Below are 24392 nucleotides of genomic sequence, written 5' to 3'. Positions count from 1 at the left end.
GTCCAACCGGAGCAACCGTGAGCGCAGCGGCCGCGACCACCGACACCATTGCCGCAGTGGCCACCGCCCCCGGCGCCGGGGGGGTGGGCATCGTGCGCCTGTCCGGGCCGCAGGCGCTGGCGATCGCCGCGGCGATGGGCGCCGGCCAGCTGCGGCCGCGCCGGGCGCGTTACGCGCGCTTCCTCGATGGCGACGGCGAGGTGATCGACGATGGCATCGCCCTGGCCTTCCTCGCCCCGGCCAGTTTTACCGGCGAGGACGTGGTCGAACTGCAGGCCCACGGCAGCCCGGTCGTGCTGCGCGCCCTGGTGGCGCGCGCCTGCGCGCTGGGCGCGCGCCCGGCGCGGCCGGGCGAATTTTCCGAACGCGCCTTCCTCAACGGCAAGCTCGACCTGGCCCAGGCCGAGGCGATCGCCGACCTGATCGCCGCCGGTGACGCCCGCGCGGCGCGCGCGGCGCGACGTTCGCTGGAGGGGGTGTTCTCGCGCCGCATCCAGGCACTGTCCGAACAGCTGCTGCGGCTGCGCGTGCATGTGGAGGCGGCGATCGATTTCGCCGACGAGCCGCTGGACACGCTCGGCGGCGCGGCGGTGCGCTCCGGCCTGGCCGAGCTGGGCGACGCGTTGGCCGGGCTGTTGGCCGAGGCCGAGCGCGGCCGGCGCCTGCGCGACGGCCTGCATGTGGTGATCGTCGGCCCGCCCAACGCCGGCAAGAGCTCGCTGCTCAATGCACTGGCCGGACGCGAGCGGGCCATCGTCAGCGCGCTGGCCGGCACCACCCGTGACACCCTGCACGAAGTGATCCGCGTCGATGGCCTGGAGCTGACCCTGGTCGATACCGCCGGCCTGCGCAGCGGTGGCGATGCGATCGAACGCGAAGGCATGCGTCGGGCCGGCGAGGAACTGCAGCGCGCCGACGTGGCCCTGGTGGTGGTCGACGCGCGCGATCCGCAGGCCGGCCACGCCGCGCTCGCCGACCTGCTCGACCCGCAGCTTCGCCAGCTGTGGTTGCACAACAAGACCGACCTGCTGCCGGCGACCCATGCGCTGCCGGACCAGGCGCTGGGCATCTCGACCCGCACCGGCGCCGGCATCCAGGCCCTGCTGGCGCGGCTGCAGGCGCTGGTCAGTGGCCCGGCACTCGCCTCTGCCGAGGGTGAGTTCTCCGCCCGCGCCCGCCATGTGCTGGCGCTGGAGCAGGCCCTGGCGCACCTGGACCTTGCAAAACGCGAGATTGATCATGAAACGCTTGAACTGGCCGCTGAACACTTGCGGCTTGCCCATGACGCGCTGGGTGAGATCACCGGCAAAACCTCGCCCGACGCGCTGCTGGGGCGGATCTTTTCCACGTTCTGCATCGGCAAGTAGGAGCGGGCGCCTGTTGACAAGCGCTGGCGATTTCCGTGACTTTCACGTTGCAGGCATTCGTCAGGCAATGCGCACCCAGGGGAAATACCAGATGTCCAAGCTCACACCGACCGCGCTGCGGCCCGTGGCAGCGTTCGCGCTGCTCGGCCTGCTGGCCGCCTGTTCCAAGCCACCGCCGGCCGCCGACGGCAGCCAGCCCGGCAATGCCGCACCGACCGACAAGGCCAGTGCCGCGCAGGCGGTGGCCGCCGACAGCCCACCCAAGCCAGCGGTGGCCGCCAGCGTCCAGGCGATGAGCGCCGAGGACCTGCGCGCCGCCGCCAGCAAGGCGCTGAGCCAGAACCGCATCTACGCCCCGGGCGGCGACAACGCCATGGAGTACTACCTGGCCCTGCGTGACAAGCAGCCCGACGATCCGGCCACCACCAGCGCCCTGACCGACCTGATGCCCTACACGGTGATCGCCGCCGAGCAGAGCATTGGCCGCCAGGACTTCGACGAGGCCAGGCGCCTGCTGGCCCTGATCGGCAAGGCTGATCCCAAGGCGCCGGCCCTGCCCCGCCTGGGCCAGGCCATCGCCAGCGGCGAGAAGCTGCTGGCCCAGCAGACCACCGACGAAGCCAGCAAGGCCAAGGCGGCCGCCGAGGCCAAGACCAGGGAAACCCAGCGCCTGGCCGAACAGGCCGCCCAGCAGAAGCAGGCCGCCGACGCCCTGGCGGCCCAGCAGGCGCAGCAGGCGCAGGCCCAGCAGGCGCAGCAAACGCCAGCCGCTCGGGCCGAGCCGGCCCGGACCGAGACGCCTCCGGCCGCCGCGCCTGCGCGCCAGCCCGTGGCAGACGCCCCGAACCCGGCGCCGGCCCCGGCCACCCAAACCCCGGCGCCGCGTCCGGTGGCCGCCGAGCCGGTCCCGCCGGCGGGCGAACGTCGGCTGCTGAGCGCGCCCTCGCCGCGTTATCCGATGGAGGCCCTGCGCGCCAATACCAGCGGCACCGTCGTGGTGGAGATCACCATCGGCGGCGACGGCGATGTCACCAATGCGCGGGTGGTCGAGGCGACTCCGCCGCGCGTGTTCGACCGCGCCGCACTGACCGCGGTCAAGCGCTGGAAGTTCGAACCCACCGGCGCGACCAGCACTACCCGGCGCACGATCGCGTTCAATCCGGGCTGATCGGCCAGCACGTGGCAAAAGAAGAAGGGCCGGCAATGCCGGCCCCTCCTCGTTTTGCGAAGACCCTGGGGCTCAGCCCGAGATCGCCAGCTGCTCGCCGCGATAGCGGCGCACGGCCAGGAACCACATCAAGCCCGACAGGCCGAAGCTGGCCGCCAAGTAGACCACCCACTGGATCGGGTCGATCGCCTCGCCGCGCACGACCTTCAGGATCAGCTGGTTCTGCGCCAGGAACGGCACCGCGAACTGCCATAGCTGGGTCTTGACCGGGTTCACCATCAGGATGATCGAAGGCAGCATCGGCAGCAGCATGAGGTAGCTCATGTGGCTCTGCGCCTCCTTCATGCTCTTGGCCGTGGCCGACAGATAGGTCAGCAGGGTGGTGCCGATGAACACCATCGGCATCAGGATCAGCAGCAGCATCGCGATGGTCATGAAACTCACCGACATCTGCCGACCCACGGTCGGCGAGATCACCGCGGTGGCCTTGAACATCAGCAGGGTAAAGGCCAGCGACAGCAGCGCCACCGCGCACGCCGCGGCCACCTTGCCGCTGACGATCGCGCCGCGCGCGGCCGGCGTGGCCAGCAGCGGTTCCATCGACTGGCGTTCGCGCTCGCCGGCCGTGGCATCCATGATCAGGTAGGCGCCGCCCATGAACGCACTGAGGATCAGCAGGTAGGGCAGCAGTATCCCGACCAGCTGGCCGCGCTTGGCCGCATCGGAGGCCATGTCGGTCTCGCCGATCTGCAGCGGTGCGGCGGCCGAGGGACTGACCCCGCGCGCCAGCAGGCGCAGCGCCCCGACCTGCCCGCTGTAGGCCTTGAGCAGCGCCTGCACGCGCTTGACCGGCACCTGGGCGTTCTGGCGGGTGCTGTCGCTGATCACCTCCACCGGTGCAGGCTCGCTCCTGCGCCACTTCTCGGCGTAGTCGTCGCCGATGCGCAGGATCACATCGTCCTTCTGCTCGGCGATGGCAGCGGCGATGTCGGTCGGTGGCGCCTTGATGGTGACGTTCTGGCCTTCCAGCCAGGCGATCAGGTTGGGCGCGTTGTCCTTGCCGATGACGGGCAGCTCCAGCGGCTTTTCGGTCAGGTCGCGGATCCGGTTCTCGGTCAGGGTGAAGATGCCCACCAGCATCACCGGAATCAGGATCGGCCCCAGCGCCAGCGACAGGAACACCGTGCGCCGGTCGCGGAACAGATCCTTGAGCTCCTTGCGCATCACGATCCATACGGTCTTGAGGCTGTTCATGCCAGCAGACCCTCCTCGGAGCCGATCGCCTTGACGAAGGCGTCTTCCAGGTTCTGCTCGCCGTAGTGCGCGCGCAGTTCGTCGGCGCTGCCGGCGACGACCACGGTGCCCTTGGCGATGATCACGATGCGGTCACACAGCGCGGCGACCTCCTGCATGATGTGGCTGGAGAACACCACGCAGCGTCCTTCGCCGCGCAGGTCTTTGAGGAATTCGCGCAGGCTGCGGGTGGTCATCACGTCCAGGCCGTTGGTGGGCTCGTCCAGGACCACGTTGCGCGGGTCATGCACCAGCGCGCGGGCAATCGCGGTCTTGGTCCGTTGGCCCTGGCTGAAGCCCTCGGCGCGGCGGTCGATGAAGTCGGCCATGTTCAATGCCTGCACCAAGCGCTCGGTGCGGGCGTTGATGGTGGCGCTGTCCAGGCCATGCAGCTGGCCGAAGTAGGCGATGTTCTCGCGTGCGGTCAGGCGCTTGTACACCCCGCGCGCGTCGGGCAGCACGCCCAGCGCGCGGCGCGCGGCCTGCGGGTTGGCGGCCACGTCCACGCCATCGACCAGCACCTGGCCCGCGTCGGGCTGCATCAGGGTGTAGAGCATGCGCAGGGTGGTGGTCTTGCCGGCGCCATTGGGCCCCAGCAGGCCGGTGATCTGGCCATCGGCAGCGGTGAAGTCCACGCCATTGACGGCCTTGACCTCGCTCTTTTTGGTCTTGAAGGTCTTGTGGAGATTGCGCAGGGCGATCATGGGTCCCATCCGTAGAAGCCGGTGAAAGGCGGGGTGTCGGTCAGCCGGTCCAGGCACTTGGCATCCAGTGCCTTCGGATCCAGGCCATCGAGGAACTTGCCCAGCAGCTGCGGTGTGCAGCCTGCGGCGATGACGTTGTGGCCCTGGCCGCGCAGCACCAGGTGGCGCGCGTTGGGCAGGGCCTTGGCCACTTCCTCGCCATAACGCGGCGGGGTGACCGGATCGAACTGGCCGCTCAGCAGCAGCGCCGGCACCTGTGTGGACAGCGGCTTGCGAAAGTTCGCCGCGCGGGTGCCCTTGGGCCATACCGCGCACTGGGCCGTGAGGCCTTCGACGATGGCGTTGCCCAGCAGCGTGCCGTCCTGTGCCGGATCGGCCTTCAGCTCGCTGCCGTCCTCGGTGCAGATCACCGACAGCTGCATGCCGATGGCCATCGCATCGGCCAGCGAATCGCCGATCATGTTGGCGCTGGCGGCCAGGGTGTCGTAGCGGCCCTGCGCGGCTTCGGAAAACTGCAGCGGCAGGGTCGCGGTCATCAACGGCAGATAGGCCGACATGCGCACCAGCATCGCCACATCGCCGGCAGTGAGCACTTCCTGCCGGGCCACGCCAGTGGCCGGATCGCGGAAGCTGACCGTCGGCGGGGTGTCCTTCAAGGTCTTCATCAACGCGTTGAGGCGCTGGCGCGGGTCGCCGAGTTTCTCCGTGCACTTGGCGTCCCTGGCGCAGCGGCCGAACTGCAGGTCCAGTGCGTGTTCCAGGTTCGCCGCGAACTCGTTGCCCAGCACCAGCGAGTTGGGCACCACCCCGTCCAGCACGATCGCGCGGGTGTGCTGCGGATAGGCGGCCGCGTACTGCTGGGCCACGCGGGTGCCGTAGGACACGCCGACCAGGTTGATCTTGTCCGCACCGATGGCCTGGCGCACGCTGTCCAGGTCGGCGATGGCCTGACCGGTGGTGTAGTGGCGCAGGTCGGCCTTCTTCTCCAGCGTGGCCATGCACTGGCGCGCGTAGTCCGCCGCCGCCTGCGGCGAGTCAGGGTCCATGGCATCGGTCGGGTTGGCGCACTGCAGCGGGTTGGAGCCGCCGGTGCCACGCTGGTCGACCAGGATCAGGTTGCGCTTCCTGACCACTTCGGCGAACGCCGGCTGCACCTGCGGATAGCTGTCCAGCGCCGACTGGCCCGGGCCGCCGGCGAGCATGAAGACCGGATCGGGCTCGGCCGCCTCCTCGCGCCCGGCCGGGATCCAGCCGATGCGCAGGCTGATCCTGCGGCCATCGGGCGCCTTGGGATTTTCCGGAACCGCCAGGGTGGTGCACTGGGCCTGGACGACGCTGGCCGACAGCGGTGCGCTGAGCGCGCACGGCTTGAATTCCAGCGTGCCCAGGGTGCGGGCCTGCGCCGCTGGCGCGCATGCGGCCAGGATCAGGGCGGGGAACAACCAGCGGTGCCGCATGACGAACTCCTTGGAAGACAGCGGAAATTTCCTGCGTGGATGCTGACATGACCCGGGGCGCCGGCGGATGTGACCGAAGGCAGGGGGCATGACGGTTCGAACAGCACGCGCGCCTTGGGAACGGGGCATCGATCCTGTCCGGATTGCCGCACAGGCAGGCGATGTCGCGGGTCGGGTCCGGGGCGAACCCGGCCAGCACCTGCTGCACGTAGCCGCCGCGCATCCGGGCGTGCGCGGCGGCCGGCCGTTCTCGCGACAGGCACGGCAGGCAGCGCAAGCCCGGATGCGCCACGGCGAAGGCGCGCAGCGGGTCGTGGTACCGCATCTCGCGCGTTGGCATCGCCCGGCTGCAGGATGAACTGGCCGGGCACGAACGCCATCGGGTGCCCTGGGTGCAGGCGAACACATCGTGGCCCACGCTGGGCGCGATCATGCCGCGTTCGCCCAGCGTCGGCGGAACTGGGCAATGGCCAAGTGGAGCGCTCTGGTGCCCGGGCAGCCAGGCGGGGCGCCTATAATAGGTAATCGCTTGTCCTGCGGGCCTTCGCCCGCGCAAAGGCCCACTCCATGACTGCTCCTTCCGCGGCGGCCGGCAACGTCCCGGCGCTGTCCATCGTCGATCTGACCAAGCGCTACAGCAACGGCGTCGAGGCGCTCAAGGGCGTGTCGCTGACCGTGGCGCCCGGCGATTTCTTCGCCCTGCTCGGCCCCAACGGCGCCGGCAAGTCGACCCTGATCGGCATCATTTCCTCGCTGGTCAACAAGACCTCAGGCCAGGTCCAGGTGTTCGGCGTCGACCTGTCGGCCCGCCGCGACGCGGCCATGCGCCTGATCGGCCTGGTCCCGCAGGAGATCAACTTCAACCTGTTCGAGAAACCCTTCGACATCCTGGTCAACTACGCCGGCTTCTACGGCATCCCGCGCCGCCAGGCCGTGCCGCTTGCCGAGGACGAGCTCAAGCGCGCCCAGCTGTGGGACAAGGCCTTCCTGATGAGCCGCACCCTGTCTGGCGGGATGAAGCGCCGGCTGATGATCGCCCGGGCGATGATGACCCGACCGCGCCTGCTGATCCTGGACGAACCCACCGCCGGGGTCGATATCGAGATCCGCCGCGGCATGTGGAAGACGCTCAAGGACATCAACATCGCCGGCACCACCATCATCCTGACCACGCACTACCTGGAGGAAGCCGAGAGCCTGTGCCGCAACCTGGCCATCATCAATCACGGCCGGATCGTGCAGCAGGGGCCGATGCGCACGTTGCTGGCGCAGCTGGACGTGGAGGGGTTCCTGTTCGACATCGAGGGCGAACTGCCCGCGCAGCTGCCGGTGATCGAAGGCGCCACGCTGGCCGCCGCCGACCCGCACACGCTGGACCTGGACATGCCGCGGGCGATGGACCTCACCCGGGTGTTCGAAGCGCTGGCCGCGGCCGGCATCCGCGTGCGTTCGATGCGGACCAAGTCCAACCGGCTGGAGGAGCTGTTCGTGCGCCTGACCGCCGCGCCCGCCGCCACGCCCACGGAGGTTTCCGCATGAGCAACCAGGCCCTGCTGCCGCCTGCCAGCAACACCCGGCGCAACCTGACCGCGCTGTGGACCATCGCCCGGCGCGAAGTGGCGCGCATCCTGCGCATCTGGGGCCAGACCCTGGTGCCGCCGGCGATCACCATGACCCTGTACTTCATGATCTTCGGCGGCCTGATCGGCTCGCGCGTGGGCGACATGGGCGGTTTCTCCTACATGCAGTTCATCGTCCCGGGCCTGGTGATGATGAGCGTGATCCAGAACAGCTACGGCAACATCAGCTCGTCGTTCTTCGGCGCCAAGTTCGGCCGCCATGTGGAAGAACTGCTGGTCAGCCCGGTGCCCAACTGGGTGATCCTGCTGGGCTACGTGGCCGGCGCGGTGCTGCGCGGGCTGATGGTGGGCGTGATCGTGCTGATCATCGCGATGTTCTTCACCCCGGTGCGCATCCCGCACCCGCTGGTGACCCTGAGCACGGTGCTGCTGGGCGCGACGATCTTCTCGCTGGCCGGCTTCGTCAATGCCGCCTACGCGCGCAAGTTCGATGACATCGCGATCGTGCCGACCTTCATCCTGACCCCGCTGACCTATCTGGGCGGGGTGTTCTATTCGGTCGAGCTGCTGCCGGGTTGGGCCGAGGCGCTGACCCACCTCAACCCGATCTTCTACATGGTCAACGCGTTCCGCTACGGCCTGCTGGGCAGCTCCGACGTGCCGCTGTGGGTGGCCTACGTGCTGATGGTGGGCTTCGTGGTGTCACTGGGCGCACTGGGCCTGCACCTGCTCAAGCGCGGCATCGGCCTGCGCAGCTGATCCTGCAAGCTCTGGAGAACGGCACATGCGGATCCTGGTATTGGGTGCCGGTGGCACCGGTGGTTATTTCGGCGGACGGCTGGCGCAGTCCGGCGCGGACGTGACTTTCCTGGTGCGTCCTGCGCGTGCCGAACAGCTCGAGCGCGACGGCCTGGTGATCAGGACCGCGCAGGGCGATGCGCAGTTTCCGGTGGCCCATGTCACCGCCGAGGCGCTGCCGGCGCTGGCTGCCGGCAAACCCTTCGACCTGGTGCTGCTGAGCTGCAAGGCCTATGACCTGGACAGCGCCATCGACGCGATCGCCCCTGCGGTCGGCCCGGGCACGAGCGTGCTGCCGATCCTCAACGGCCTGCTGCACTACGCCGCGCTGGACGCGCGCTTTGGCGCGGCCAACGTGCTGGGCGGGCTGTGCTTCATCAGTGCGATGAAGGGCCCGGATGGCCAGGTGCTGCACCTGGGCAGGACCGCCTCGATCACCTTCGGCGAGCGCAGCGGCGACACCGACAGCCCGCGCACGCAGGCGCTGGCCACGCTGTGCCGGCAGGCCGGGCTGAAGTTCGAACACGCAGCCGACATCGCCGTGGCGCAATGGAGCAAGTACAGCTTCGTGACCGCGCTGGCGGCGGCCACCTGCCTGATGCGCGGCAGCGTCGGCCAGATCGTCGCCGCCGAGGGCGGGCACGCGTTCATGGCCGGCCTGTACGCGGAATGCCTGGAGGTGGCCGCCGCGGCCGGGGTCCAGGTGCCGCAGACCGCGCAGGCCTCGATGCTGGAGGCGTTGACCCAGCCCGGTTCCACGCTGACCGCCTCGATGCTGCGCGACCTGCAATCGGGCCAGCGGGTGGAAGCGGCGCACATCGTCGGCGACATGGTCCATCGCGCTGCGCACGCCGGCCTGCGTGTGGCGCGGCTGGAAACGGCGTGGATCCACCTGCAGGTGTTGGTCGCCGCCCAGCTTGGGTGAGCAGTTGAACGCCTTCGCGCCGCCCGCACGCGGCGCTGGCCATGCTGCGGCGCCATCCACGCACCGCTACCTGTCGCGGTTCTTGGTGGTGGTGATCGCGCTGAGCATCGAGACCCTGGTGATGACCTTCGAGCTGGGCCACGAAGATCCCACCAAACTGCCCTATGCCGGGGCCATCGGCCTCACCGCCGCGGTGCTGCTGATCGCCTGGGGCGCTTTCGTCAAGTTCAACCGCGTCGCCGAAGACCTGGAACCGGAGGCGATGGCAGAGGCCAAGCAGGAAGACGACCAGGCCCAGTGAGCCCGGCGGCCGGCACGCTCAGGCAACCGGCAGGCCGAAGAACGCGCGCGCGGTGTGGGTGGTGCTGGCGGCGGTGACGGCAGGTTCCTCGCCGCGCTCGCGGGCAACTTCCCCTGCGATGTGCGCCAGGAAGGCCGGTTCGTTGCGACGGTCCTTGGGCATCGGCTTGAGGGTGCGCGGCAGCAGGTACGGCGCATCGGTCTCGAGCATCAGCCGGTGCGCGGGGATGTGCGGCACCAGCGTGCGCAGATGCGCGCCGCGGCGCTCGTCGCACAGCCAGCCGGTGATGCCGATGTGCCAGTCCTGGTCCAGGTAATCGAACAGCTCCTGGCCGGTGCCGGTGAAGCAGTGCACCACCGCGGCCGGCAGCTGACCGTCGAATTGCTTCATCATCGCCATGAAATCGGCATGCGCCTCGCGCTGGTGCAGGAACAGCGGCTTGCCGGTGTCCACCGCGCTCTGCAGCTGGTGCTCGAACGCGCGGCGCTGGGCCGGGCGCGGGGAGAGGTCGCGGTGGTAGTCCAGCCCGCATTCGCCCACCGCCACCACTTCAGGCTGGGCAAGCAGCATGCGCATCTGCGCATCGCACTCGGCGGTGTATTCGCTGGCGTGGTGCGGATGCACGCCGGCGGTGGCGAACAGGAACCCCGGATGCGCGCGCGCCAGTTCCAGCGCCCTGGGCGAATGCTCGCGGCTGGCCCCGGTGACCACCAGCTGGGCCACGCCGGCAGCGCGCGCGCGCTGCAGGACTGCGTCGCGATCGCGGTCGAAGGCCTCGTGGGTGAGGTTGGCACCGATATCGATGAGCTGCATGGCGCGTGGAGCGAAGACCTGGGAGCGCCATAGTGTAGGGCGCGGCGGACACGCGCCTTATCCTGTGTGCCATGTCCGCGCCGTTCTTCCCCATTTCGCCGCTGCTGCCGCAGATCACCGCCGCGCTGGCCGATCATCCGCGGCTGGTGCTGGAAGCCCCGCCCGGTGCCGGCAAGACCACCCAGGTGCCGCTGGCATTGCTGGACGCGCCGTGGCTGGCCGGCCGCAGGATCGTGATGCTCGAACCGCGCCGGGTGGCCGCGCGTGCCGCCGCCGGCTTCATGGCCGGGCAGCTCGGTGAGCCGGTCGGTCAGACCGTCGGCTACCGCATCCGCTTCGACAACAGGACCAGCGCACGCACCCGGATCGAGGTGGTCACCGAGGGCATCCTGACCCGGATGCTGCAGGACGACCCGCTGCTGGAAGGGGTCGGCGCGCTGCTGTTCGACGAATTCCACGAACGCCACCTGGCCGGCGACCTGGGCCTGGCCCTGGCGCTGGACGTGCAGGCCGCGCTGCGCGAAGACCTCCGCATCGTGGTGATGTCGGCCACCCTGGATGGCGCGCGCCTGGCGCAGTGGCTGGACGCGCCGCGCCTGTCCAGCGAAGGGCGCAGCTATCCGGTGGAGGTTTCGCATTTCCCCGCGCGGCGCGACGAGGCGCTGGAGTCGCAGGCCCGGCGCGCGGTGGAAGCGGCCATTGCCAGCCATCCCGGCGACGTGCTGGTGTTCCTGCCGGGTCAGCGCGAGATCGCACGCGTGCAGGCGGCGCTGGGCGACAGTCCTGCACTGGCCGGGGTCAGCGTGCTGGCGCTGCATGGCGAGCTGCCGGTGCAGCAGCAGTCGGCCGTGCTGCAGCCCGACCCGCAGGGCCGACGCCGCGTGGTATTGGCGACCAATGTGGCCGAGTCCTCGGTGACCCTGCCCGGCGTGCGGGTGGTGATCGACAGCGGGCTGGCGCGCGAGCCGCGGCTGGATCCCAACAGCGGATTCTCGCGGCTGGACGTGGTCCACATCGCCCAGGCCTCGGCCGACCAGCGCGCCGGCCGCGCCGGCCGTGTCGCCGAAGGCGTGGCCTGGCGCCTGTGGCCGGCCTCGCAGCGGCTGGAACCCCAGCGACGCCCGGAGATCACCCAGGTCGAACTGGCCGGCCTGGCGCTGGAACTGGCGGCGTGGGGCAGCGACGAGCTGCGCTTCGTCGATCCGCCGCCGTCCGGCCCGCTGGCCGCTGCGCGCGAGCTGCTGCAGCGGCTGGGCGCGCTGGATGCCAGCCGGCCGATCACCCCGCTCGGCCGGCGCATGCTGGCGCTGGGCACCCATCCACGGCTGGCCGCGATGCTGCTGGCGGCCCCGGCGGGCACGTCGCGCGCGCTGGCCTGCGACCTGGCCGCGCTGGTGGAGGCGCGCGACCCGCTGCGTGGCGGCGGCGATGCGCTGGCCGCGCGCTGGCGTGCGCTGGCCGCCTTCCGTGATGGCCGCGTCCCGGCCGATGCGCAGCGTTCGGCGCTGGCGGCGATCGATGCGGCCGCCAGGCAGTGGCGCCGCCGCCTGCGCGAGGACGCCACGCCACCGCGCCAGAGCGAAGCGCACGCGCTGGGCGACCTGCTGGCGCAGGCCTTTCCCGATCGTATCGGCTATCGCCATCCCACCGATCCGCTGCGCTATGCGCTGGCCAACGGCCGCACCGCGCGCCTGTTCGATGACAGCGCGCTGCGCGGCGAGCCGTGGATCGTGGCCAGCGAACTGCGCCGGGAAGCGCGCGATGGCCTGGTCCTGCGCGCCGCGCCGGTGGACCAGGCGTTCCTGCGCGAGCACTTCGCCGCGCATTTTTCCACCGCCGACCAGGTGCGCTGGGATGTGGAGCGGCGCGCGCTGGTGGCCCAGCGCACCTCGCGCTTCGATGCGATCGTGCTGGACGCACGCCCGGCCGGAAGGATCGACCCGCAGCACGCCGCCGCCGCGCTCACCGACGCGGTGCGCGCGCTGGGCCTGGACGCCCTGCCCTGGACCGAGGGCCTGCAGCAATGGCGCGCGCGCGTGCGCAACCTGCGCGCCTGGATGCCGGAGCTGGCGCTGCCCGACCTGTCCGACGCGGCGCTGCTGGCCACCCTGGACCACTGGCTCAGGCCCGCCTTCGCCGGCAAGACCGCGCTGGATGCACTGGACGAAAGCGAACTGGCCCAGGCGCTCAAGTCCTTCACCGACTGGGCCATGCGCCAGCGCATCGACGCCCTGGCGCCGACCCACATCACCGTGCCTTCCGGGTTGGAGCGGCGCATCGACTACGGCGTCGAGCATGACGGCAGCCCGCGCGCGCCGGTGCTGGCGGTCAAGTTGCAGGAGTTGTTCGGCTTGGGCGATACCCCGCACATTGCCGAGGGCCGGGTGCCGCTGACCCTGCACCTGCTCTCGCCCGGCGGCAAGCCGCTGCAGGTCACGCGCGACCTGCGCAGCTTCTGGGCCAAGACCTATGCCGAGATCAAGAAGGAGATGAAGGGACGCTACCCCCGCCATCCCTGGCCCGACGACCCCTGGAGCGCCACCGCCACCCACCGGGCCAAGCCCCGCGGCAGCTGAATCGCCCGGGCTTGAAGCGACCTTGCGCGCAGCGTGTTCAGGCTGTGGATGGGCTGGCGCGGCGCCGCACACGCGCCGTCTACATGGCTGCCCGGACACTGCACCTCTTCCTCCTCATCAGGGTTCCGTCATGAGCAAGTTCACTGACATCAGCGACCGCGCGCTGGAGACCGCCCTGGAGCTGGTCCACCAGGCTGGCGACGGACTGCGCAGCGCCGGCAGCAGCGTGCGCGACCTGGTGCCTTCGCGCCGGTCCACCGCCGGCAAGTTCCTCAAGAGCAGCGCTGCGCTGGGCGTGGCGCGCACCGGCGGCAAGGTCGCCACCAGCTTCGTCAAGCGCAACCCGGTCGCGGTGGGCGCCGCGGCCGCGGTCGGCATCGGCTTGATCGGCTATGCGGTGTTCCGCAGGTACAGGCAGAAGCAGGACATGGCCGCCATCGACGGCAGCGCGCGCCGGCTGCAACCGGCCACCAGCCGGGGCAACGCCGGGCTGCGTTCGCGCGCCGCACGCTACAGCCGGGCAGCCGCCAAGACGCCCAGCGAAAGCTGAGCTGCAATGCTGAGTCCTCGGCCGTCTGGCCCTCGCCACCGCGGGGGCCGGGCGGTCGAGCCAGCTTCCCGAGGTTGAGGCGACGCCCGGCACGACCGGGCGTCGTGCCGTTTCGGCGTTGCCATGCAGCGCTCATGGCTGCTGGATGCGCCACTGTCCCGGCTGCAGGTCCTGCAGCGCCACCCCACCCATTGCCACGCGGACCAGCCGCAGGGTCGGCAGGCCGACCGCGGCGGTCATGCGCCGCACCTGCCGGTTGCGCCCTTCGCGCAAGGTCAGTTCCAGCCAGGCATCGGGCACGGTCTTGCGCACGCGCACGGGTGGATCGCGCGGCCACAGCGTCGGTGGCGTTTCGCGCAGGCGCACGCGCGCCGGCAGGGTCGGGCCGTCGTTCAATCCCACGCCATCGCGCAGGGCATGCAACTGGTCCGGATGGGGCGTGCCTTCGACCTGCACCAGGTAGGTCTTGTCCTGCCTGTGGCGCGGATCGGTGAGCCGGTGGGCCAGGGCGCCCTCGTCGGTGAGCAGCAGCAGGCCTTCGCTGTCGTAGTCCAGCCGCCCGGCCGCATACACCGCTTTGGGCAGGCCGAACCCGGCCAGCGTGCGCCGCGGCGGCGCGCTGCGATCGGTGAACTGGCACAGCACGTTGAATGGTTTGTTGAAGGCAATGAGCAAGGCGTTGACCGGCGTGGTGACCGCGACGGGATGTGGGGGCCCATTATCGATGCCCGCCGCGTGGGAGCTGCTGGATCCGACTGCGCCCCACGCCGCCGCCCAGCGTTGCGACATCACATGGGTTGGGCAAGGCAGAACACAGCGACCGCTGTGGGTGGTCGGCACCGCCACTGCTCATTGCGCGCGGGTCGATCTTTTTCAAGGCGGCGCCGTCGATGCCCGAATCCATGCACCCGCTGCACGCGCTCGGCGCAGGCTTCGCCGCAACGAGGCTGGGTGCCTATGGTTTGGCGAAGCGCAGGGTCATGCGGTCGCTTTCGCCGATGGCCTGGAACCTGGCGTCGTCGGCCTGGTCGTGCTTGTTGGTCGGCGGCAGGGTCCATACCCCGCCCGGATAATCCTTGGTGTCGCGCGGGTTGGCGTTGATTTCGCTCTTGCCTTGCAGTCGGAAGCCGGCGGCGGTGGCCAGCGCGATCACCTGGTCCTCGCCGACATAGCCGCTCCTGTCGCCATCGGGCACGGCCGTGGCGGCGCGGTGTTCGACCACGCCCAGGGTGCCGCCGGGCTTGAGCACGGCGAAGAAACCCTTGAACATCGCCTCGGCGTTGTCGGCCATGCGCCAGTTGTGCACGTTGCGGAAGGTCAGCACCACGTCGGCCGAATTGGCCGGGCCGAAGCTGGGCGTGGCCGGCGCGTAGGCCACCATCCTGGCCTGGCCGTAGCGGGCGGCGTCGGCCTTGTACAGCGCTTCCAGGCTGTCCCTGGATTTTTGCTGGTAGGCGCGCGAGGACTCGGGCACCGCGTCGGGGTCGACCACCGCGGCGACGTACTGGCCCTGGCCTTTCACGTAGGGCGCCAGGATCGCCGAATACCAGCCGTTGCCGGGCGTGATTTCGATGATGGTGTCGGCCTGCTGCACACCGAAGAACGCCAGGGTCTGGCCCGGATGCCGATAGCGGTCGCGGGCCACGTCGGCCGGCTTGCGCCAGGGGCCGTCGATGGCCGCCTGCAGCGGCGCCGGGACGGGGAGCGTGGCGGACGTGGCGACCTGGGCCAGGGCCGGCACCAGCGGCGCCAGCGCGGCGCACAGGGCAAGGGTGGCAAGCGATCGGCGCATGACGCAATTCCCGGCGGAAAAGTGGCGCCGAGCCTAGCACGCAGCGGGTTTTGGCCACGGCTGTGCACGCTGGCTTAAACGCCGGGCGCATACGCTTGGGCTCGTTTTTTTCCGCGCGCACTGGAGATACCACGATGAGTTCCATTCCCCGACGCCCGCTGGGCAGATCCGGCATCACCGTCGCGCCGCTGGCCTTTGGCGGCAATGTGTTTGGCTGGAGCGTCAAGGATGCGGCCGGCACCGGCAGGCTGCTGGACGCCTTCGTCGATGGCGGCTTCAACCTGATCGATACCGCCGATGTGTATCCGGCCTGGGTGCCGGGCAACAAGGGCGGCGAATCGGAGACGCTGATCGGCCAGTGGCTCAAGTCCAGCGGCAAGCGCGACCAGGTGGTGATCGCCACCAAGGTGGCCAAGTGGGGCGAGCGCCCGGGCCTGTCGCCGGAGAACATCGAGGCGGCGGTGGACGATTCGCTGCGCCGCCTGGGCATCGACACCATCGACCTGTACCAGGCGCACGAGGACGATCCGTCCGTGCCGCTGGAGGCCACCCTGGGCGCGTTCTCGCGGCTGATCGAGAAGGGCAAGGTGCGCGCGATCGGTGCTTCCAACTACAGCGCCGAGCGCCTGGCCGAGGCGCTGCGGGTGTCCCAGGATCACAACCTGCCACGCTATGAAACCCTGCAGCCCGAGTACAACCTCTACGACCGTGCCGGCTACGAGACCGAGCTGGAGCCGCTGGTCAAGGCCCAGGGCCTGGGCGTGATCAGTTACTACGCGCTGGCATCGGGCTTTTTGACCGGCAAGTACCGCGATCCGGCCGATGCGGCCAAGAGTCCGGCGCGCGGGGCCAAGGTGGTCGCGCAATACCTCAATCCGCGCGGCCAGGCGATCCTCGAGGCGCTCGATGCGGTGGCCGAGGCGCAGAAGGCCACGCCGGCGCAGATCGCGCTGGCCTGGCTGATGGCGCGCGATTCGATCACCGCCCCGATCGCCAGCGCCAGCAGCGTCGAGCAGCTGCAGGAGATCCTGCAGGCCGCGCGCCTGACCCTGACCCCGGCACAGATCCAGGCGCTGGACCAGGCCAGCGCGCCCTGAGCGCGTGTCCGGCGGCCGGCGGCGTGAAACCCGCCGCCAGCAGGCCTGCACCTGATCGTGACGAACGGCGGTGGACAGTACCGGGCAGCGCCGGCGCACCCTCGCATGCCGACGCGTGGAGGTCGCCATGCCCGGTCGCGCGTTTGAACCCGAGTTCGAGATGCCCTTTGAATGGGATGCCTATCCCGTCCTGCCACCCGGCGCCGGCGAAATCCCGCCGCTGCTGCAGGCCGGCGATCCGCCGCCGCCCCGGGGCGAGGACCAGGGACCAGAGCAGCTGCAGTAGTCGCCTGGCCGGGCGCAGGCCCGCGGCGGCGCTGGCAGCAAGGCCTCGACAGGGCGCCCGGGGCGGTGCAGCCTTGCCCGCTTGGCGTCCCGCGGGCTTGGCATCCTTCGGGCTTGGCCTAGAATACATGTAAACGTTTTCACGGCAGGACCGGATGTCGAACTCGGAACGGATTGAGGCCCTCATCGCGCAGATGACGGTGGAAGAGAAAGTGGGCCAGCTGGGCATCTTTGCCGACGCGCTGCGGCCGTTCGCCCCGGAGGTCAATCCGGAGGCCAACGCCCGCGGTGCGGCGGAGGTGCGTGCGGGCATCCGCGCCGGCAAGATCGGTGCGCTGTTCAACGGGGTGGGCGCGGCCGAGGGACGCCAGGCGCAGCGCCTGGCGGTGGAAGAGTCGCGCCTGGGCATTCCCCTGCTGCTGGGCGCCGATGTGATCCACGGCATGCGCACGGTGTTCCCGATCCCGCTGGGCGAGGCCGCCAGCTTCGAGCCGGAGCTGGCCCGCCGCACCGCGCGCGCCACCGCGGTCGAAGCCACCGCCGCGGGCATCCACTGGACCTTCGCCCCGGCCGTGGACGTGGCCCGTGACCAGCGCTGGGGCCGCGGTGCCGAAGGTGCCGGCGAGGACGTGCTGCTGGGCTGCGCCTTCGCCCGTGCACGCGTGCAGGGGTTTCAGGGCCAGGCCGGGCTGACTGCCGATGATTGCCTGCTGGCCACGCCCAAGCATTTCGCCGCCTACGGCGCGGTCGCCGGTGGCCTGGAATACAACACGGTCGACATTTCCGAGCAGACCCTGCGCGATGTGCACCTGCCGCCGTTCAAGGCCGCCTTCGACGCCGGTGCGATCACGGTGATGAGCGCCTTCAACGACATCAACGGGGTGCCGGCCAGTGCCAACCGCTGGCTGATGACCGACCTGCTGCGCGGGGCCTGGCAGTTCCCCGGGCTGGTGGTGTCCGACTACACCGCCGACATGGAGCTGATCGCGCACGGCTATGCGGCCGACGAACGCGACGCCACCCGCTGCGCGTTCACCGCCGGCCTGGACCTGAGCATGCAGAGCGGCTTCTACGACCGCAACCTGGCCTCGCTGGTGGCAAGCGGCGAGGTGACCCTGGCCCAGCTGGATGAAAGCGTGCGCCGGGTGCTGTGGGTCAAGCAGCAGATCGGCCTGTTCGACAATCCATACCGCTCGCTGGATCCGGCGCGCGAAGCCGACCAGTCGCATCTGGCCGCGCATGAGGCGCTTGCGCGCGATGCGGCGCGCCGATCGATCGTGCTGCTGAAGAACCAGGGCGCGGTGCTGCCGCTGAAGAAGACCGGGCAGAAGATCGCGCTGGTCGGCCCGTTCGCGCGCGACACCAAAAATATCGAAGGCTGCTGGACGCTGTTCGGCGACAGGACGCGCTATGTCACCCTGGAAGCCGGCGTGCGCGCCGCCCTGGGCGAGCACGCGCAGCTGATCGTCGAGGACGGCTGCGGCCTGGAAGAGCCGATCGACGGTGGCATCGAGGCCGCCGTGGCCGCCGCACATGCCAGCGATGTGGTGGTGCTGGCGATCGGCGAGCCGCAGTCCTACAGCGGCGAGGCGCAGTCGCGGACCCAGATCGTGGTCCCGCCCGCACACCAGGCCCTGGCCGAAGCCCTGGCCGCCACCGGCAAGCCGCTGGTGGTACTGCTGCGCAATGGTCGCGCACTGGCCCTGCACGGCGCGGTGCGCAAGGCTGCAGCGATCGTGGTGACCTGGTACCTGGGCAGCCAGACCGGGCACGGCGTGGCCGACGTGCTGTTCGGCGACTACAACCCGGCCGGCTGCCTGCCGGTGAGTTTCCCGCAGGATTCGGGCCAGCAGCCGCTGTTCTACAACCGCTCGCGGACCGGCCGCCCCGAGCTGCCGCACATGCGCGAGTTCAAGTCGCGCTGGCGCGAGGTCACGGCCGATGCGCTGTATCCGTTCGGCCACGGACTCTCCTACACCACCTTCGAGTACGGCCCGGCGCAGCTGTCGACCACCCAGCTGGGCTGGGACCAGACGTTGACCGCGACCACGACCGTGACCAATACCGGTGAGGTCGCCGGCGAAACCGTGGTGCAGCTGTACGTGCACGACCGGGTGGCCAGCCGGGTGCGCCCGGTGCGCGAGCTGAAGGGCTTCAACAAGATCGCGCTGCGGCCCGGCGAATCGGCCCAGGTCAGCTTCCAGCTGGACCGCAGCCTGCTGGCCTTCACCGGCATGGACCTGGTGTGCCGGGCCGAGCCGGGCCTGTTCGATGTGTGGATCACCGACTCGTCGGCGAACGGCACCCCGGTGCAGTTCGAGCTGTGCCCGCCCAAGGGCTGACGCCACGCGCGAGCCACGGCGGCACCGAAGGCATCGATGCGGGCGGCCTGCAGGTCGGTCCGGACCAGGGCACGGCGGTGCCTGCGCATCGCAAGGGGCTGCACAGGCTGCGCCACCGGCGCGCTACACGCCTGTGGGCCGCGCCATCTCGAACATCGCCTCGGGCGTGATCTGCGCGTAGCGGTCAAGGCCGCCGGCGCGCAGGATCGGCCCGGCCGCGGCGGTGTCGTAGACGCCATCGACCAGCCAGCGACGGTCGATGTGCACGCCCACCACCTCGCCCAGCACCAGCCACTGTTCCAGTGCGTGGCCATCGGCGTCGGTGAGCTGGAGCAGCTGGGTCAACCTGCATTCGAAGGCGGCCGGCGCGCCTTCGACGAACGGCGCATCGACCACCTTGCCGGGCAGCGCGACCAGGCCGGCGCGTTCGAACTCGTCGACCTCCGGCGCAAACGGCGCCGAGCTCAGGTTCATCGCCTCGGCCTGCGCGCGGCTGGCCAGGTTCCAGGTGAACACGCCGCGGGCCTGCACGTTGCGCACGCTGTCCTTCCAGCCCGAGCTGCTGAAACCGATGATCGGCGGCGTGTCGCAGAAGGCGCCAAAGAAGCTGTAGGGCGCCAGGTTGCGCACGCCGTCGGCCGAGACCGAGCCGATCCAGCCGATCGGGCGCGGGGCGAGGATCGCCTTGAACGGATCGTGGGCCAGGCCGTGGCCTTGGCCGGGACGGTAGAAATGCAGGTTGCCCATGTCGACGCCTTGAGGGAGACAGACCCACAGCATGCCCGTGCGCAGGTGGCGATGGCGGCAACGCGGCGCGAGCTGCGCGCTACTTGAGGTAGGAACGCAGCACCTTGTGGATCGCGGCGACCTCGGCGCTGCGCCTGGCGGGGTTCTTCTCGCCGGCCACGTGCGCTTGCATGTGGCCTTCCAGCACTTCCAGCAGCAGGCCCTGCGCCGCGCCGCGGATGGCCGCGATCTGGGTGAGCACGGCGATGCACTCGGGCTGGCCGGCCAGCGCCTTTTCCAGCGCGGCGACCTGGCCCTTGAGGCGCCGGATGCGCGGGGTGAGCCTGGCCACGTCGTGGATCAGGTGGGTCATGCGGGACCAATCTCGGATACCATGGGGGGGTATCCTACACCAGGTTTTCCGCATGTCCCTGGACCCGGCGCTGCACGCGCATCGTCACGACCACAGCTACGTCACCGGCAATACCGCTGGCGAACGCAACACGCGCCGGGCCGTGGTCCTGACCGCCGCGATGATGCTGGCCGAGATTGCCGGCGGCTGGATCTTCAACTCGATGGCGCTGCTGGCCGATGGCTGGCACATGAGCTCGCACGTGCTGGCGCTGGGCCTGTCGTTGCTGGCCTATGCCAGCGCGCGCCGGTTCGCGCGCGACCGGCGCTTTGCCTTTGGCACCTGGAAGATCGAGATCCTGGGCGGCTACACCAGCGCGGTGCTGCTGCTGTGCGTGGCGCTGCTGATGGCGGTGCAGTCGCTGCAGCGGCTGGTCAATCCGCTGCCGATCCACTACGACCAGGCCATCGTGCTGGGCGTGCTCGGGCTGGCGGTGAACCTGGTCTGCGCCTGGTGGCTGAAGGACGACCACAGCCACCACCATCACGGGCACGACCATGGTCATGACCACGGCCACCACGCACATGGGCACCCCGGCGAGGATCACCATGCCCCCCATGCCGACCTCAACCTGCGCGCGGCCTATGTCCACGTGCTGGCCGATGCGGCGACCTCGGTGCTGGCGATCGTCGCCCTGCTCGCCGGCCGGTTCTTCGGTGCGTCCTGGCTGGACCCGGTCATGGGCATCGCCGGCGCGGTACTGGTGACGGTGTGGGCAATCGGCCTGCTGCGCAGCACCGGCCGGGTGTTGCTGGATGCGGAGATGGACGCGCCGGTGGTAGAGGAAGTGCGCGAGGTGATCGCCGAACTGCCGCAGCCCACCGCGATCAGCGACCTGCACGTCTGGCGCGTGGGACGGGGCCAGTACGCGGCCATCCTCGGCCTGGTCACCACCCGGCCGCTGTCGCCGCAGGACGTGCGCGCGGCGCTGGCCATCCATGAGGAACTGGTCCACGTGACGGTGGAGATCAACGCCGTGCAACCGGCTTGATCGAAGCGCCTTCAGCCGCCTGGCGCGAGCACCGCCGCCACGTTGCGCGCGCGTGCATCCTCGAACGGGCTGACCACCGCGAAGCTGGTGTTGCCGCGCGACCAGTACTGGGCCAGCAGCTCGCCGTCGCGGCGCTGGCCCGGCTGGCCGAAGCGGCCGCCCGGGCGCAGGTACACGCCGATCCGCGCACCGCTGGCATCGGCATAGACCAGCATCGCCGCCGCGCCCTGTTCGGTGGACAGGCGTTGTCCCCCGACCAGGTGCAAGCCCTGCGCGTGCAGATCGGGCATGGCGCCCAGCGCGCCGAAGTGCTGGCCCAGCCAGTCCTGCAGCTGCGCGCGAGCGGCCGCATCAAGCGTATCGGGGCGGTCGGACACGGCGAACAGCCGATAGGCCCAGACCGCATCGGCCATCGGCAGCCGCGCCGAGGCCACCTGCAGCTGCCTGGCCTGCCAGCCCGTCACGGTCCCCAGCCCGAGCGACAGCAGCAGCGCGGCGGCCACCCCCAGCCGCGCACGACCGCGGGCGCGCACGCGGCGGCGCAGGTGGGCCGGCTCCAGGTTCGGATTGGCCGGCCATTGCTCGGGCAGGGCCTGGCTCACGCGCAGGCGTTTGGCATCGCGTTTCCAGTCGGCGACCACGGCCGCGCGCTCCGGGTGCGCAGCCAGCCAGCGCTCGATCTCGGCGCGCGCCGGGGCCTCCAGCTGGCCGTCGACATAGGCGTGCAGGTCCGCCTCGCTCGGCGCCAGGCGGATCATCGCAGCACCTTCAGCACCGGCCGGGTCGGGCCGGGCGCGGCATCGCTGGCCACGCGCAGGGCCTGGCGGGCACGGGCCAGGCGCGACATCACCGTGCCGATCGGTACGCCCAGGGTGTCGGCCACCTGGCGGTAGCTGAAGCCCTCGACGCTGACCAGCAGCAGCAAGGCGCGCTGCTCGGCCGGCAGCGTGTCGAAGGCGGCCAGGGTGGCGCGGCTGGCGGTGACGCGCTCGGCCGACGGCGCATGCTCGGGCTCGGCCTGGCCGAACAGCTGCGCCAGCCGGCGCCAGCGCAGGGCGCGGCGGTGTTCGTCGACAAACTGCCGGTACAGGACCGAGAACAGCCAGCCCTGCAGCGCCGCGGGCGTGTGCCGGCTGCGGCCATGGACGAGCGCGCGCTCCAGCGTGGCCTGGACCAGATCGTCGGCCGCCGCCGGCTCGTGCACCAGCGAACGGGCGAACCGGCGCAGGCGCGGGATCAGCGCGTGCAGCGTGGCGTCATCCAGGTCGGTGGCGGGAGCGGTCATGGGCGCGATGCCGGACGGGTCTGTGGGTGGGACGGGCGAGGCGACAGGGTATTCCCTGGGTCTGACGAGGCCATCACCGCCGCGGCCGCAGCTTGGCCGCCACAGGCAGATGGAATAACTCCACGCCCGCCGCGTCCCACCTTCGACTCCCAGCGCCAGCAAACCCCATGTCCCAGCCATCTTCCTCATCCCGAGCGCCGGGCAAACCCAGCCCGGTGCCGGCCCTGTTGGGCATCGTCGCGCTTCTGGCCGCCCTGGCCGGCGCCTTTGCCTGGGTTGGCGGCGGGTTCGGCGCGCGGCTCACGGCGCAGCAGATGACCAACACCATCGAAGCCGGCAAGCCGCACCCCGGCTTCCGCCGGGCCCACGCCAAGGGCGTGTGTGTCGCCGGCAGCTTTACCCCCAGCGCGCAGGCGCCGCAGCTGTCCAGGGCGCGCGTGTTCACCCAGGCAAACACGCCGATCCTGGGGCGGCTGTCGATCGGCGGCGGCGACCCGCACGGCGCCGACGCCAAGGCGCGCGTGCGCAGCGTCGCCCTGCTGCTCAAGACCGACGACGGCCAGCAATGGCGCACCGCCATGAACAGCTTTCCGTTCTTCGTGGTGGCCACGCCGGAAGGCTTCCAGGCGCAGAACCTCGCCTCGGCGCCGGACCCGGCCACCGGCAAGCCCGACCCGGCCAGGATGGCCGCGTTCCTGGACCAGTATCCGGAAGCGAAGAAGTTCATGGCCTGGGCCAAGTCGGCGCCGTGGTCCAACAGCTGGGCCAACACCCGGTTCAACGGCGTCAACAGTTTCTGGTTTACCAACGCCGCTGGTGAACGCCATGCGGTGCGCTGGTCGCTGCGGCCGCAGGCGCCATTCGAGGAGCTCAGCGCCGGGCAGCGCGCGCAGGCCGATGCCGATTTTCTCAGCGAGGAATTCAACACGCGCCTGGCCAGGGGTCCGGTGAAGTGGGACCTGGTCGTGACCCAAGCCAGGGAGGGCGACCCCATCGATGATCCCTCGCAGCCCTGGCCCGCCGACCGCACCCAGGTGGTGGCCGGCACCGTGACCTTCACCGGCACCACGCCGCAGGACAGCGGCGCCTGCCGCGACATCAACTATGACCCGACCGTGCTGCCCGACGGCATGGCGCCATCCAAGGACCCGATCCTGGCCGCGCGCGCGGCGGTGTACTCGGTGTCGTTCAACCGGCGCATGCACGAGATCGGTACCGGTCAGGCGCCCGCGGCGACCGGCGCCAAGGGAGAGACCAGATGAACCGCCACGGACACTTCGACGCACTGGCGCGCATGCTGCACTGGCTGATGGCCGCGATGATCCTGGCGATGCTGTTCATCGGCGCCGGCATGGTGGTATCGCTGGCCTGGCGCCCGACCCTGCTGGACCTGCATCGCCCGCTCGGTCTCGCGATCCTGTTGCTGGCGATCGTGCGCCTGGTCAACCGCCTGCGCAGCCCGCCGCCGCCCTTGCCCGCGGACCTGCCGGCGATCCAGAAGCGGGCCGCCCACGCCTCGCACTGGCTGTTGTATGGGTTGATGTTGGCCATGCCGCTGATCGGCTGGTCGATGCTCTCGGCCGGCGGCTACCCGGTCGTGTTGTTCGGCGGGGTGCACCTGCCGGCAATCGCCCCGCACAGCCCGGACCTGTATGCGCTGCTGCGGCCTGCGCACACGGTGCTGGCCTACGTCCTGTTCGCCATGGTGCTGGGCCACCTGGGCGCGGCCCTGTTCCATGCCTGGGTGCGGCGCGACGGGGTGTTCTCCAGCATGGCGCGCAGCGGCAAGACCGGTGCCAGGCCCTAGTGTAGTGTTCCATTCTGTTTGGAACTTAAGCGCTGATTGGCGCGGATCACCTTCTGCAGGATGTCGCGGGCGCTTCTGGTCCAGATGAACGGCTTGGGTTTGGTGTTGTGATGCGCGAGGTAC

The 24392-nt window shown here is 70.4% G+C and carries 23 protein-coding genes and 1 pseudogene; 14 read left to right on the top strand and 10 right to left on the bottom strand.

Going from position 1 to position 24392, the window contains the following annotated elements; genetic code table 11:
• Positions 1 to 17 precede the first annotated feature (17 nt).
• Both mnmE and D9R12_RS13150 read left to right on the top strand, forming a co-directional pair.
• Positions 18 to 1367 (top strand): tRNA uridine-5-carboxymethylaminomethyl(34) synthesis GTPase MnmE, encoded by a 1350-nt coding sequence (mnmE, locus tag D9R12_RS13155; RefSeq protein ID WP_122231113.1) that lies wholly within the window; start codon positions 18 to 20, stop codon positions 1365 to 1367.
• A gap of 91 nt (positions 1368 to 1458) precedes the next feature.
• Complete coding sequence (locus tag D9R12_RS13150) at positions 1459 to 2535, top strand: energy transducer TonB (protein ID WP_122231202.1); 1077 nt, start codon at positions 1459 to 1461, stop codon at positions 2533 to 2535.
• Between the two features lie 72 nt (positions 2536 to 2607).
• Here D9R12_RS13150 and D9R12_RS13145 read toward each other — a convergent pair whose 3' ends face one another.
• The 3 genes from D9R12_RS13145 to D9R12_RS13135 are packed head-to-tail and all read right to left on the bottom strand — an operon-like array spanning position 2608 to position 5989.
• Positions 2608 to 3789 carry an ABC transporter permease gene (locus tag D9R12_RS13145; RefSeq protein ID WP_122231111.1) on the bottom strand — a complete coding sequence of 394 codons (1182 nt, stop codon included), beginning with the start codon at positions 3787 to 3789 and terminating at the stop codon, positions 2608 to 2610.
• The gene (locus D9R12_RS13140; protein ID WP_122231109.1) at positions 3786 to 4532 is read right to left on the bottom strand and encodes an ABC transporter ATP-binding protein; all 747 of its coding nucleotides are present in this window, start codon (positions 4530 to 4532) and stop codon (positions 3786 to 3788) included. Before D9R12_RS13140 ends, D9R12_RS13145 begins: the two co-directional genes overlap by 4 nt.
• On the bottom strand, positions 4529 to 5989 hold the full coding sequence (locus tag D9R12_RS13135) for an alpha/beta hydrolase (RefSeq protein WP_122231107.1): 1461 nt from the start codon (positions 5987 to 5989) through the stop codon (positions 4529 to 4531). The genes D9R12_RS13140 and D9R12_RS13135 overlap by 4 nt, the downstream gene beginning before the upstream one ends.
• Positions 5990 to 6556: 567 nt before the next feature.
• Here D9R12_RS13135 and D9R12_RS13130 point away from each other — a divergent pair.
• The 4 genes and pseudogenes from D9R12_RS13130 to D9R12_RS13115 all read left to right on the top strand — a co-directional run.
• A complete protein-coding gene (locus D9R12_RS13130) occupies positions 6557 to 7528 on the top strand; it encodes an ABC transporter ATP-binding protein (protein ID WP_122231105.1) in 972 nt (323 codons plus the stop codon).
• Complete coding sequence (locus tag D9R12_RS13125) at positions 7525 to 8328, top strand: ABC transporter permease (RefSeq protein ID WP_014162161.1); 804 nt, start codon at positions 7525 to 7527, stop codon at positions 8326 to 8328. The genes D9R12_RS13130 and D9R12_RS13125 overlap by 4 nt, the downstream gene beginning before the upstream one ends.
• Before the next feature lie 25 nt (positions 8329 to 8353).
• Entirely contained in the window at positions 8354 to 9292 is a 939-nt protein-coding gene (gene panE, locus D9R12_RS13120; protein ID WP_122231103.1) for a 2-dehydropantoate 2-reductase, read from the top strand.
• Positions 9293 to 9356: 64 nt separating this feature from the next.
• Positions 9357 to 9593, top strand: a pseudogene (locus D9R12_RS13115) (hypothetical protein); the annotation flags it as partial.
• A gap of 18 nt (positions 9594 to 9611) precedes the next feature.
• Here the strand turns inward: D9R12_RS13115 and D9R12_RS13110 are convergent.
• A complete protein-coding gene (locus D9R12_RS13110; protein WP_122231101.1) occupies positions 9612 to 10406 on the bottom strand; it encodes a TatD family hydrolase in 795 nt (264 codons plus the stop codon).
• 71 nt (positions 10407 to 10477) lie between these two features.
• Between D9R12_RS13110 and hrpB the strand changes: the two genes are divergently transcribed.
• Both hrpB and D9R12_RS13100 read left to right on the top strand, forming a co-directional pair.
• Positions 10478 to 12982: an ATP-dependent helicase HrpB gene (hrpB, locus tag D9R12_RS13105; RefSeq protein WP_170159258.1), complete on the top strand. Its 2505-nt coding sequence runs from the start codon at positions 10478 to 10480 to the stop codon at positions 12980 to 12982.
• Positions 12983 to 13112: 130 nt separating this feature from the next.
• Entirely contained in the window at positions 13113 to 13532 is a 420-nt protein-coding gene (locus D9R12_RS13100; protein WP_014162156.1) for a hypothetical protein, read from the top strand.
• Positions 13533 to 13664: 132 nt separating this feature from the next.
• Here D9R12_RS13100 and D9R12_RS13095 read toward each other — a convergent pair whose 3' ends face one another.
• Together D9R12_RS13095 and D9R12_RS13090 are read right to left on the bottom strand one after the other, a co-directional pair.
• Positions 13665 to 14207 (bottom strand): pseudouridine synthase, encoded by a 543-nt coding sequence (locus tag D9R12_RS13095; protein WP_122231097.1) that lies wholly within the window; start codon positions 14205 to 14207, stop codon positions 13665 to 13667.
• Positions 14208 to 14487: 280 nt separating this feature from the next.
• Positions 14488 to 15324 carry a class I SAM-dependent methyltransferase gene (locus D9R12_RS13090; protein ID WP_122231095.1) on the bottom strand — a complete coding sequence of 279 codons (837 nt, stop codon included), beginning with the start codon at positions 15322 to 15324 and terminating at the stop codon, positions 14488 to 14490.
• A 134-nt stretch (positions 15325 to 15458) separates the two neighbouring features.
• Between D9R12_RS13090 and D9R12_RS13085 the strand changes: the two genes are divergently transcribed.
• The 3 genes from D9R12_RS13085 (at position 15459) to bglX (ending at position 19048) form a co-directional block, all read left to right on the top strand.
• Complete coding sequence (locus D9R12_RS13085; protein ID WP_122231094.1) at positions 15459 to 16421, top strand: aldo/keto reductase; 963 nt, start codon at positions 15459 to 15461, stop codon at positions 16419 to 16421.
• Positions 16422 to 16548: 127 nt separating this feature from the next.
• The gene (locus tag D9R12_RS15830) at positions 16549 to 16707 is read left to right on the top strand and encodes a hypothetical protein (protein ID WP_014162152.1); all 159 of its coding nucleotides are present in this window, start codon (positions 16549 to 16551) and stop codon (positions 16705 to 16707) included.
• A 154-nt stretch (positions 16708 to 16861) separates the two neighbouring features.
• Complete coding sequence (bglX, locus tag D9R12_RS13080; RefSeq protein WP_122231092.1) at positions 16862 to 19048, top strand: beta-glucosidase BglX; 2187 nt, start codon at positions 16862 to 16864, stop codon at positions 19046 to 19048.
• 123 nt (positions 19049 to 19171) lie between these two features.
• Here bglX and D9R12_RS13075 read toward each other — a convergent pair whose 3' ends face one another.
• A complete protein-coding gene (locus D9R12_RS13075; protein WP_014162150.1) occupies positions 19172 to 19795 on the bottom strand; it encodes a flavin reductase family protein in 624 nt (207 codons plus the stop codon).
• Between the two features lie 79 nt (positions 19796 to 19874).
• Positions 19875 to 20147: a metal/formaldehyde-sensitive transcriptional repressor gene (locus tag D9R12_RS13070; protein WP_014162149.1), complete on the bottom strand. Its 273-nt coding sequence runs from the start codon at positions 20145 to 20147 to the stop codon at positions 19875 to 19877.
• Positions 20148 to 20199: 52 nt separating this feature from the next.
• Here D9R12_RS13070 and dmeF point away from each other — a divergent pair, with 52 nt between their 5' ends.
• Positions 20200 to 21177, top strand: coding sequence for a CDF family Co(II)/Ni(II) efflux transporter DmeF (gene dmeF / locus D9R12_RS13065; protein ID WP_014162148.1), 978 nt, complete (start codon positions 20200 to 20202; stop codon positions 21175 to 21177).
• A gap of 11 nt (positions 21178 to 21188) precedes the next feature.
• Here dmeF and D9R12_RS13060 read toward each other — a convergent pair whose 3' ends face one another.
• Entirely contained in the window at positions 21189 to 21935 is a 747-nt protein-coding gene (locus D9R12_RS13060; RefSeq protein WP_122231090.1) for an anti-sigma factor family protein, read from the bottom strand.
• Positions 21932 to 22462, bottom strand: coding sequence for an RNA polymerase sigma factor (locus D9R12_RS13055; RefSeq protein ID WP_122231088.1), 531 nt, complete (start codon positions 22460 to 22462; stop codon positions 21932 to 21934). The genes D9R12_RS13060 and D9R12_RS13055 overlap by 4 nt, the downstream gene beginning before the upstream one ends.
• Positions 22463 to 22629: 167 nt before the next feature.
• Here D9R12_RS13055 and D9R12_RS13050 point away from each other — a divergent pair, with 167 nt between their 5' ends.
• Together D9R12_RS13050 and D9R12_RS13045 are read left to right on the top strand one after the other, a co-directional pair.
• Positions 22630 to 23724, top strand: coding sequence for a catalase family peroxidase (locus D9R12_RS13050; protein ID WP_122231086.1), 1095 nt, complete (start codon positions 22630 to 22632; stop codon positions 23722 to 23724).
• Positions 23721 to 24269 (top strand): cytochrome b, encoded by a 549-nt coding sequence (locus D9R12_RS13045; RefSeq protein ID WP_122231084.1) that lies wholly within the window; start codon positions 23721 to 23723, stop codon positions 24267 to 24269. Before D9R12_RS13050 ends, D9R12_RS13045 begins: the two co-directional genes overlap by 4 nt.
• Positions 24270 to 24392: the final 123 nt, after the last annotated feature.

It is taken from the genome of Pseudoxanthomonas spadix (genome assembly GCF_003703395.1).
Lineage (GTDB): Bacteria > Pseudomonadota > Gammaproteobacteria > Xanthomonadales > Xanthomonadaceae > Pseudoxanthomonas_A > Pseudoxanthomonas_A spadix.
Note: the sequence above shows the minus strand (reverse complement) of the source record. Positions and strands in the feature narration are given on the sequence as shown.

Bases quoted from the DNA above. Each gene is read 5' to 3' on its own strand.
- D9R12_RS13150 (WP_122231202.1), top strand. From the start codon at position 1,459: ATGTCCAAGCTCACACCGACCGCGCTGCGGCCCGTGGCAGCGTTCGCG.
- D9R12_RS13145 (WP_122231111.1), bottom strand. From the start codon at position 3,789: ATGAACAGCCTCAAGACCGTATGGATCGTGATGCGCAAGGAGCTCAAG.
- D9R12_RS13140 (WP_122231109.1), bottom strand. From the start codon at position 4,532: ATGATCGCCCTGCGCAATCTCCACAAGACCTTCAAGACCAAAAAGAGC.
- D9R12_RS13135 (WP_122231107.1), bottom strand. From the start codon at position 5,989: ATGCGGCACCGCTGGTTGTTCCCCGCCCTGATCCTGGCCGCATGCGCG.
- D9R12_RS13130 (WP_122231105.1), top strand. From the start codon at position 6,557: ATGACTGCTCCTTCCGCGGCGGCCGGCAACGTCCCGGCGCTGTCCATC.
- D9R12_RS13125 (WP_014162161.1), top strand. From the start codon at position 7,525: ATGAGCAACCAGGCCCTGCTGCCGCCTGCCAGCAACACCCGGCGCAAC.
- panE (WP_122231103.1), top strand. From the start codon at position 8,354: ATGCGGATCCTGGTATTGGGTGCCGGTGGCACCGGTGGTTATTTCGGC.
- D9R12_RS13110 (WP_122231101.1), bottom strand. From the start codon at position 10,406: ATGCAGCTCATCGATATCGGTGCCAACCTCACCCACGAGGCCTTCGAC.
- hrpB (WP_170159258.1), top strand. From the start codon at position 10,478: ATGTCCGCGCCGTTCTTCCCCATTTCGCCGCTGCTGCCGCAGATCACC.
- D9R12_RS13100 (WP_014162156.1), top strand. From the start codon at position 13,113: ATGAGCAAGTTCACTGACATCAGCGACCGCGCGCTGGAGACCGCCCTG.
- D9R12_RS13090 (WP_122231095.1), bottom strand. From the start codon at position 15,324: ATGCGCCGATCGCTTGCCACCCTTGCCCTGTGCGCCGCGCTGGCGCCG.
- D9R12_RS13085 (WP_122231094.1), top strand. From the start codon at position 15,459: ATGAGTTCCATTCCCCGACGCCCGCTGGGCAGATCCGGCATCACCGTC.
- D9R12_RS15830 (WP_014162152.1), top strand. From the start codon at position 16,549: ATGCCCGGTCGCGCGTTTGAACCCGAGTTCGAGATGCCCTTTGAATGG.
- bglX (WP_122231092.1), top strand. From the start codon at position 16,862: ATGTCGAACTCGGAACGGATTGAGGCCCTCATCGCGCAGATGACGGTG.
- D9R12_RS13075 (WP_014162150.1), bottom strand. From the start codon at position 19,795: ATGGGCAACCTGCATTTCTACCGTCCCGGCCAAGGCCACGGCCTGGCC.
- D9R12_RS13070 (WP_014162149.1), bottom strand. From the start codon at position 20,147: ATGACCCACCTGATCCACGACGTGGCCAGGCTCACCCCGCGCATCCGG.
- dmeF (WP_014162148.1), top strand. From the start codon at position 20,200: ATGTCCCTGGACCCGGCGCTGCACGCGCATCGTCACGACCACAGCTAC.
- D9R12_RS13060 (WP_122231090.1), bottom strand. From the start codon at position 21,935: ATGATCCGCCTGGCGCCGAGCGAGGCGGACCTGCACGCCTATGTCGAC.
- D9R12_RS13055 (WP_122231088.1), bottom strand. From the start codon at position 22,462: ATGACCGCTCCCGCCACCGACCTGGATGACGCCACGCTGCACGCGCTG.
- D9R12_RS13050 (WP_122231086.1), top strand. From the start codon at position 22,630: ATGTCCCAGCCATCTTCCTCATCCCGAGCGCCGGGCAAACCCAGCCCG.
- D9R12_RS13045 (WP_122231084.1), top strand. From the start codon at position 23,721: ATGAACCGCCACGGACACTTCGACGCACTGGCGCGCATGCTGCACTGG.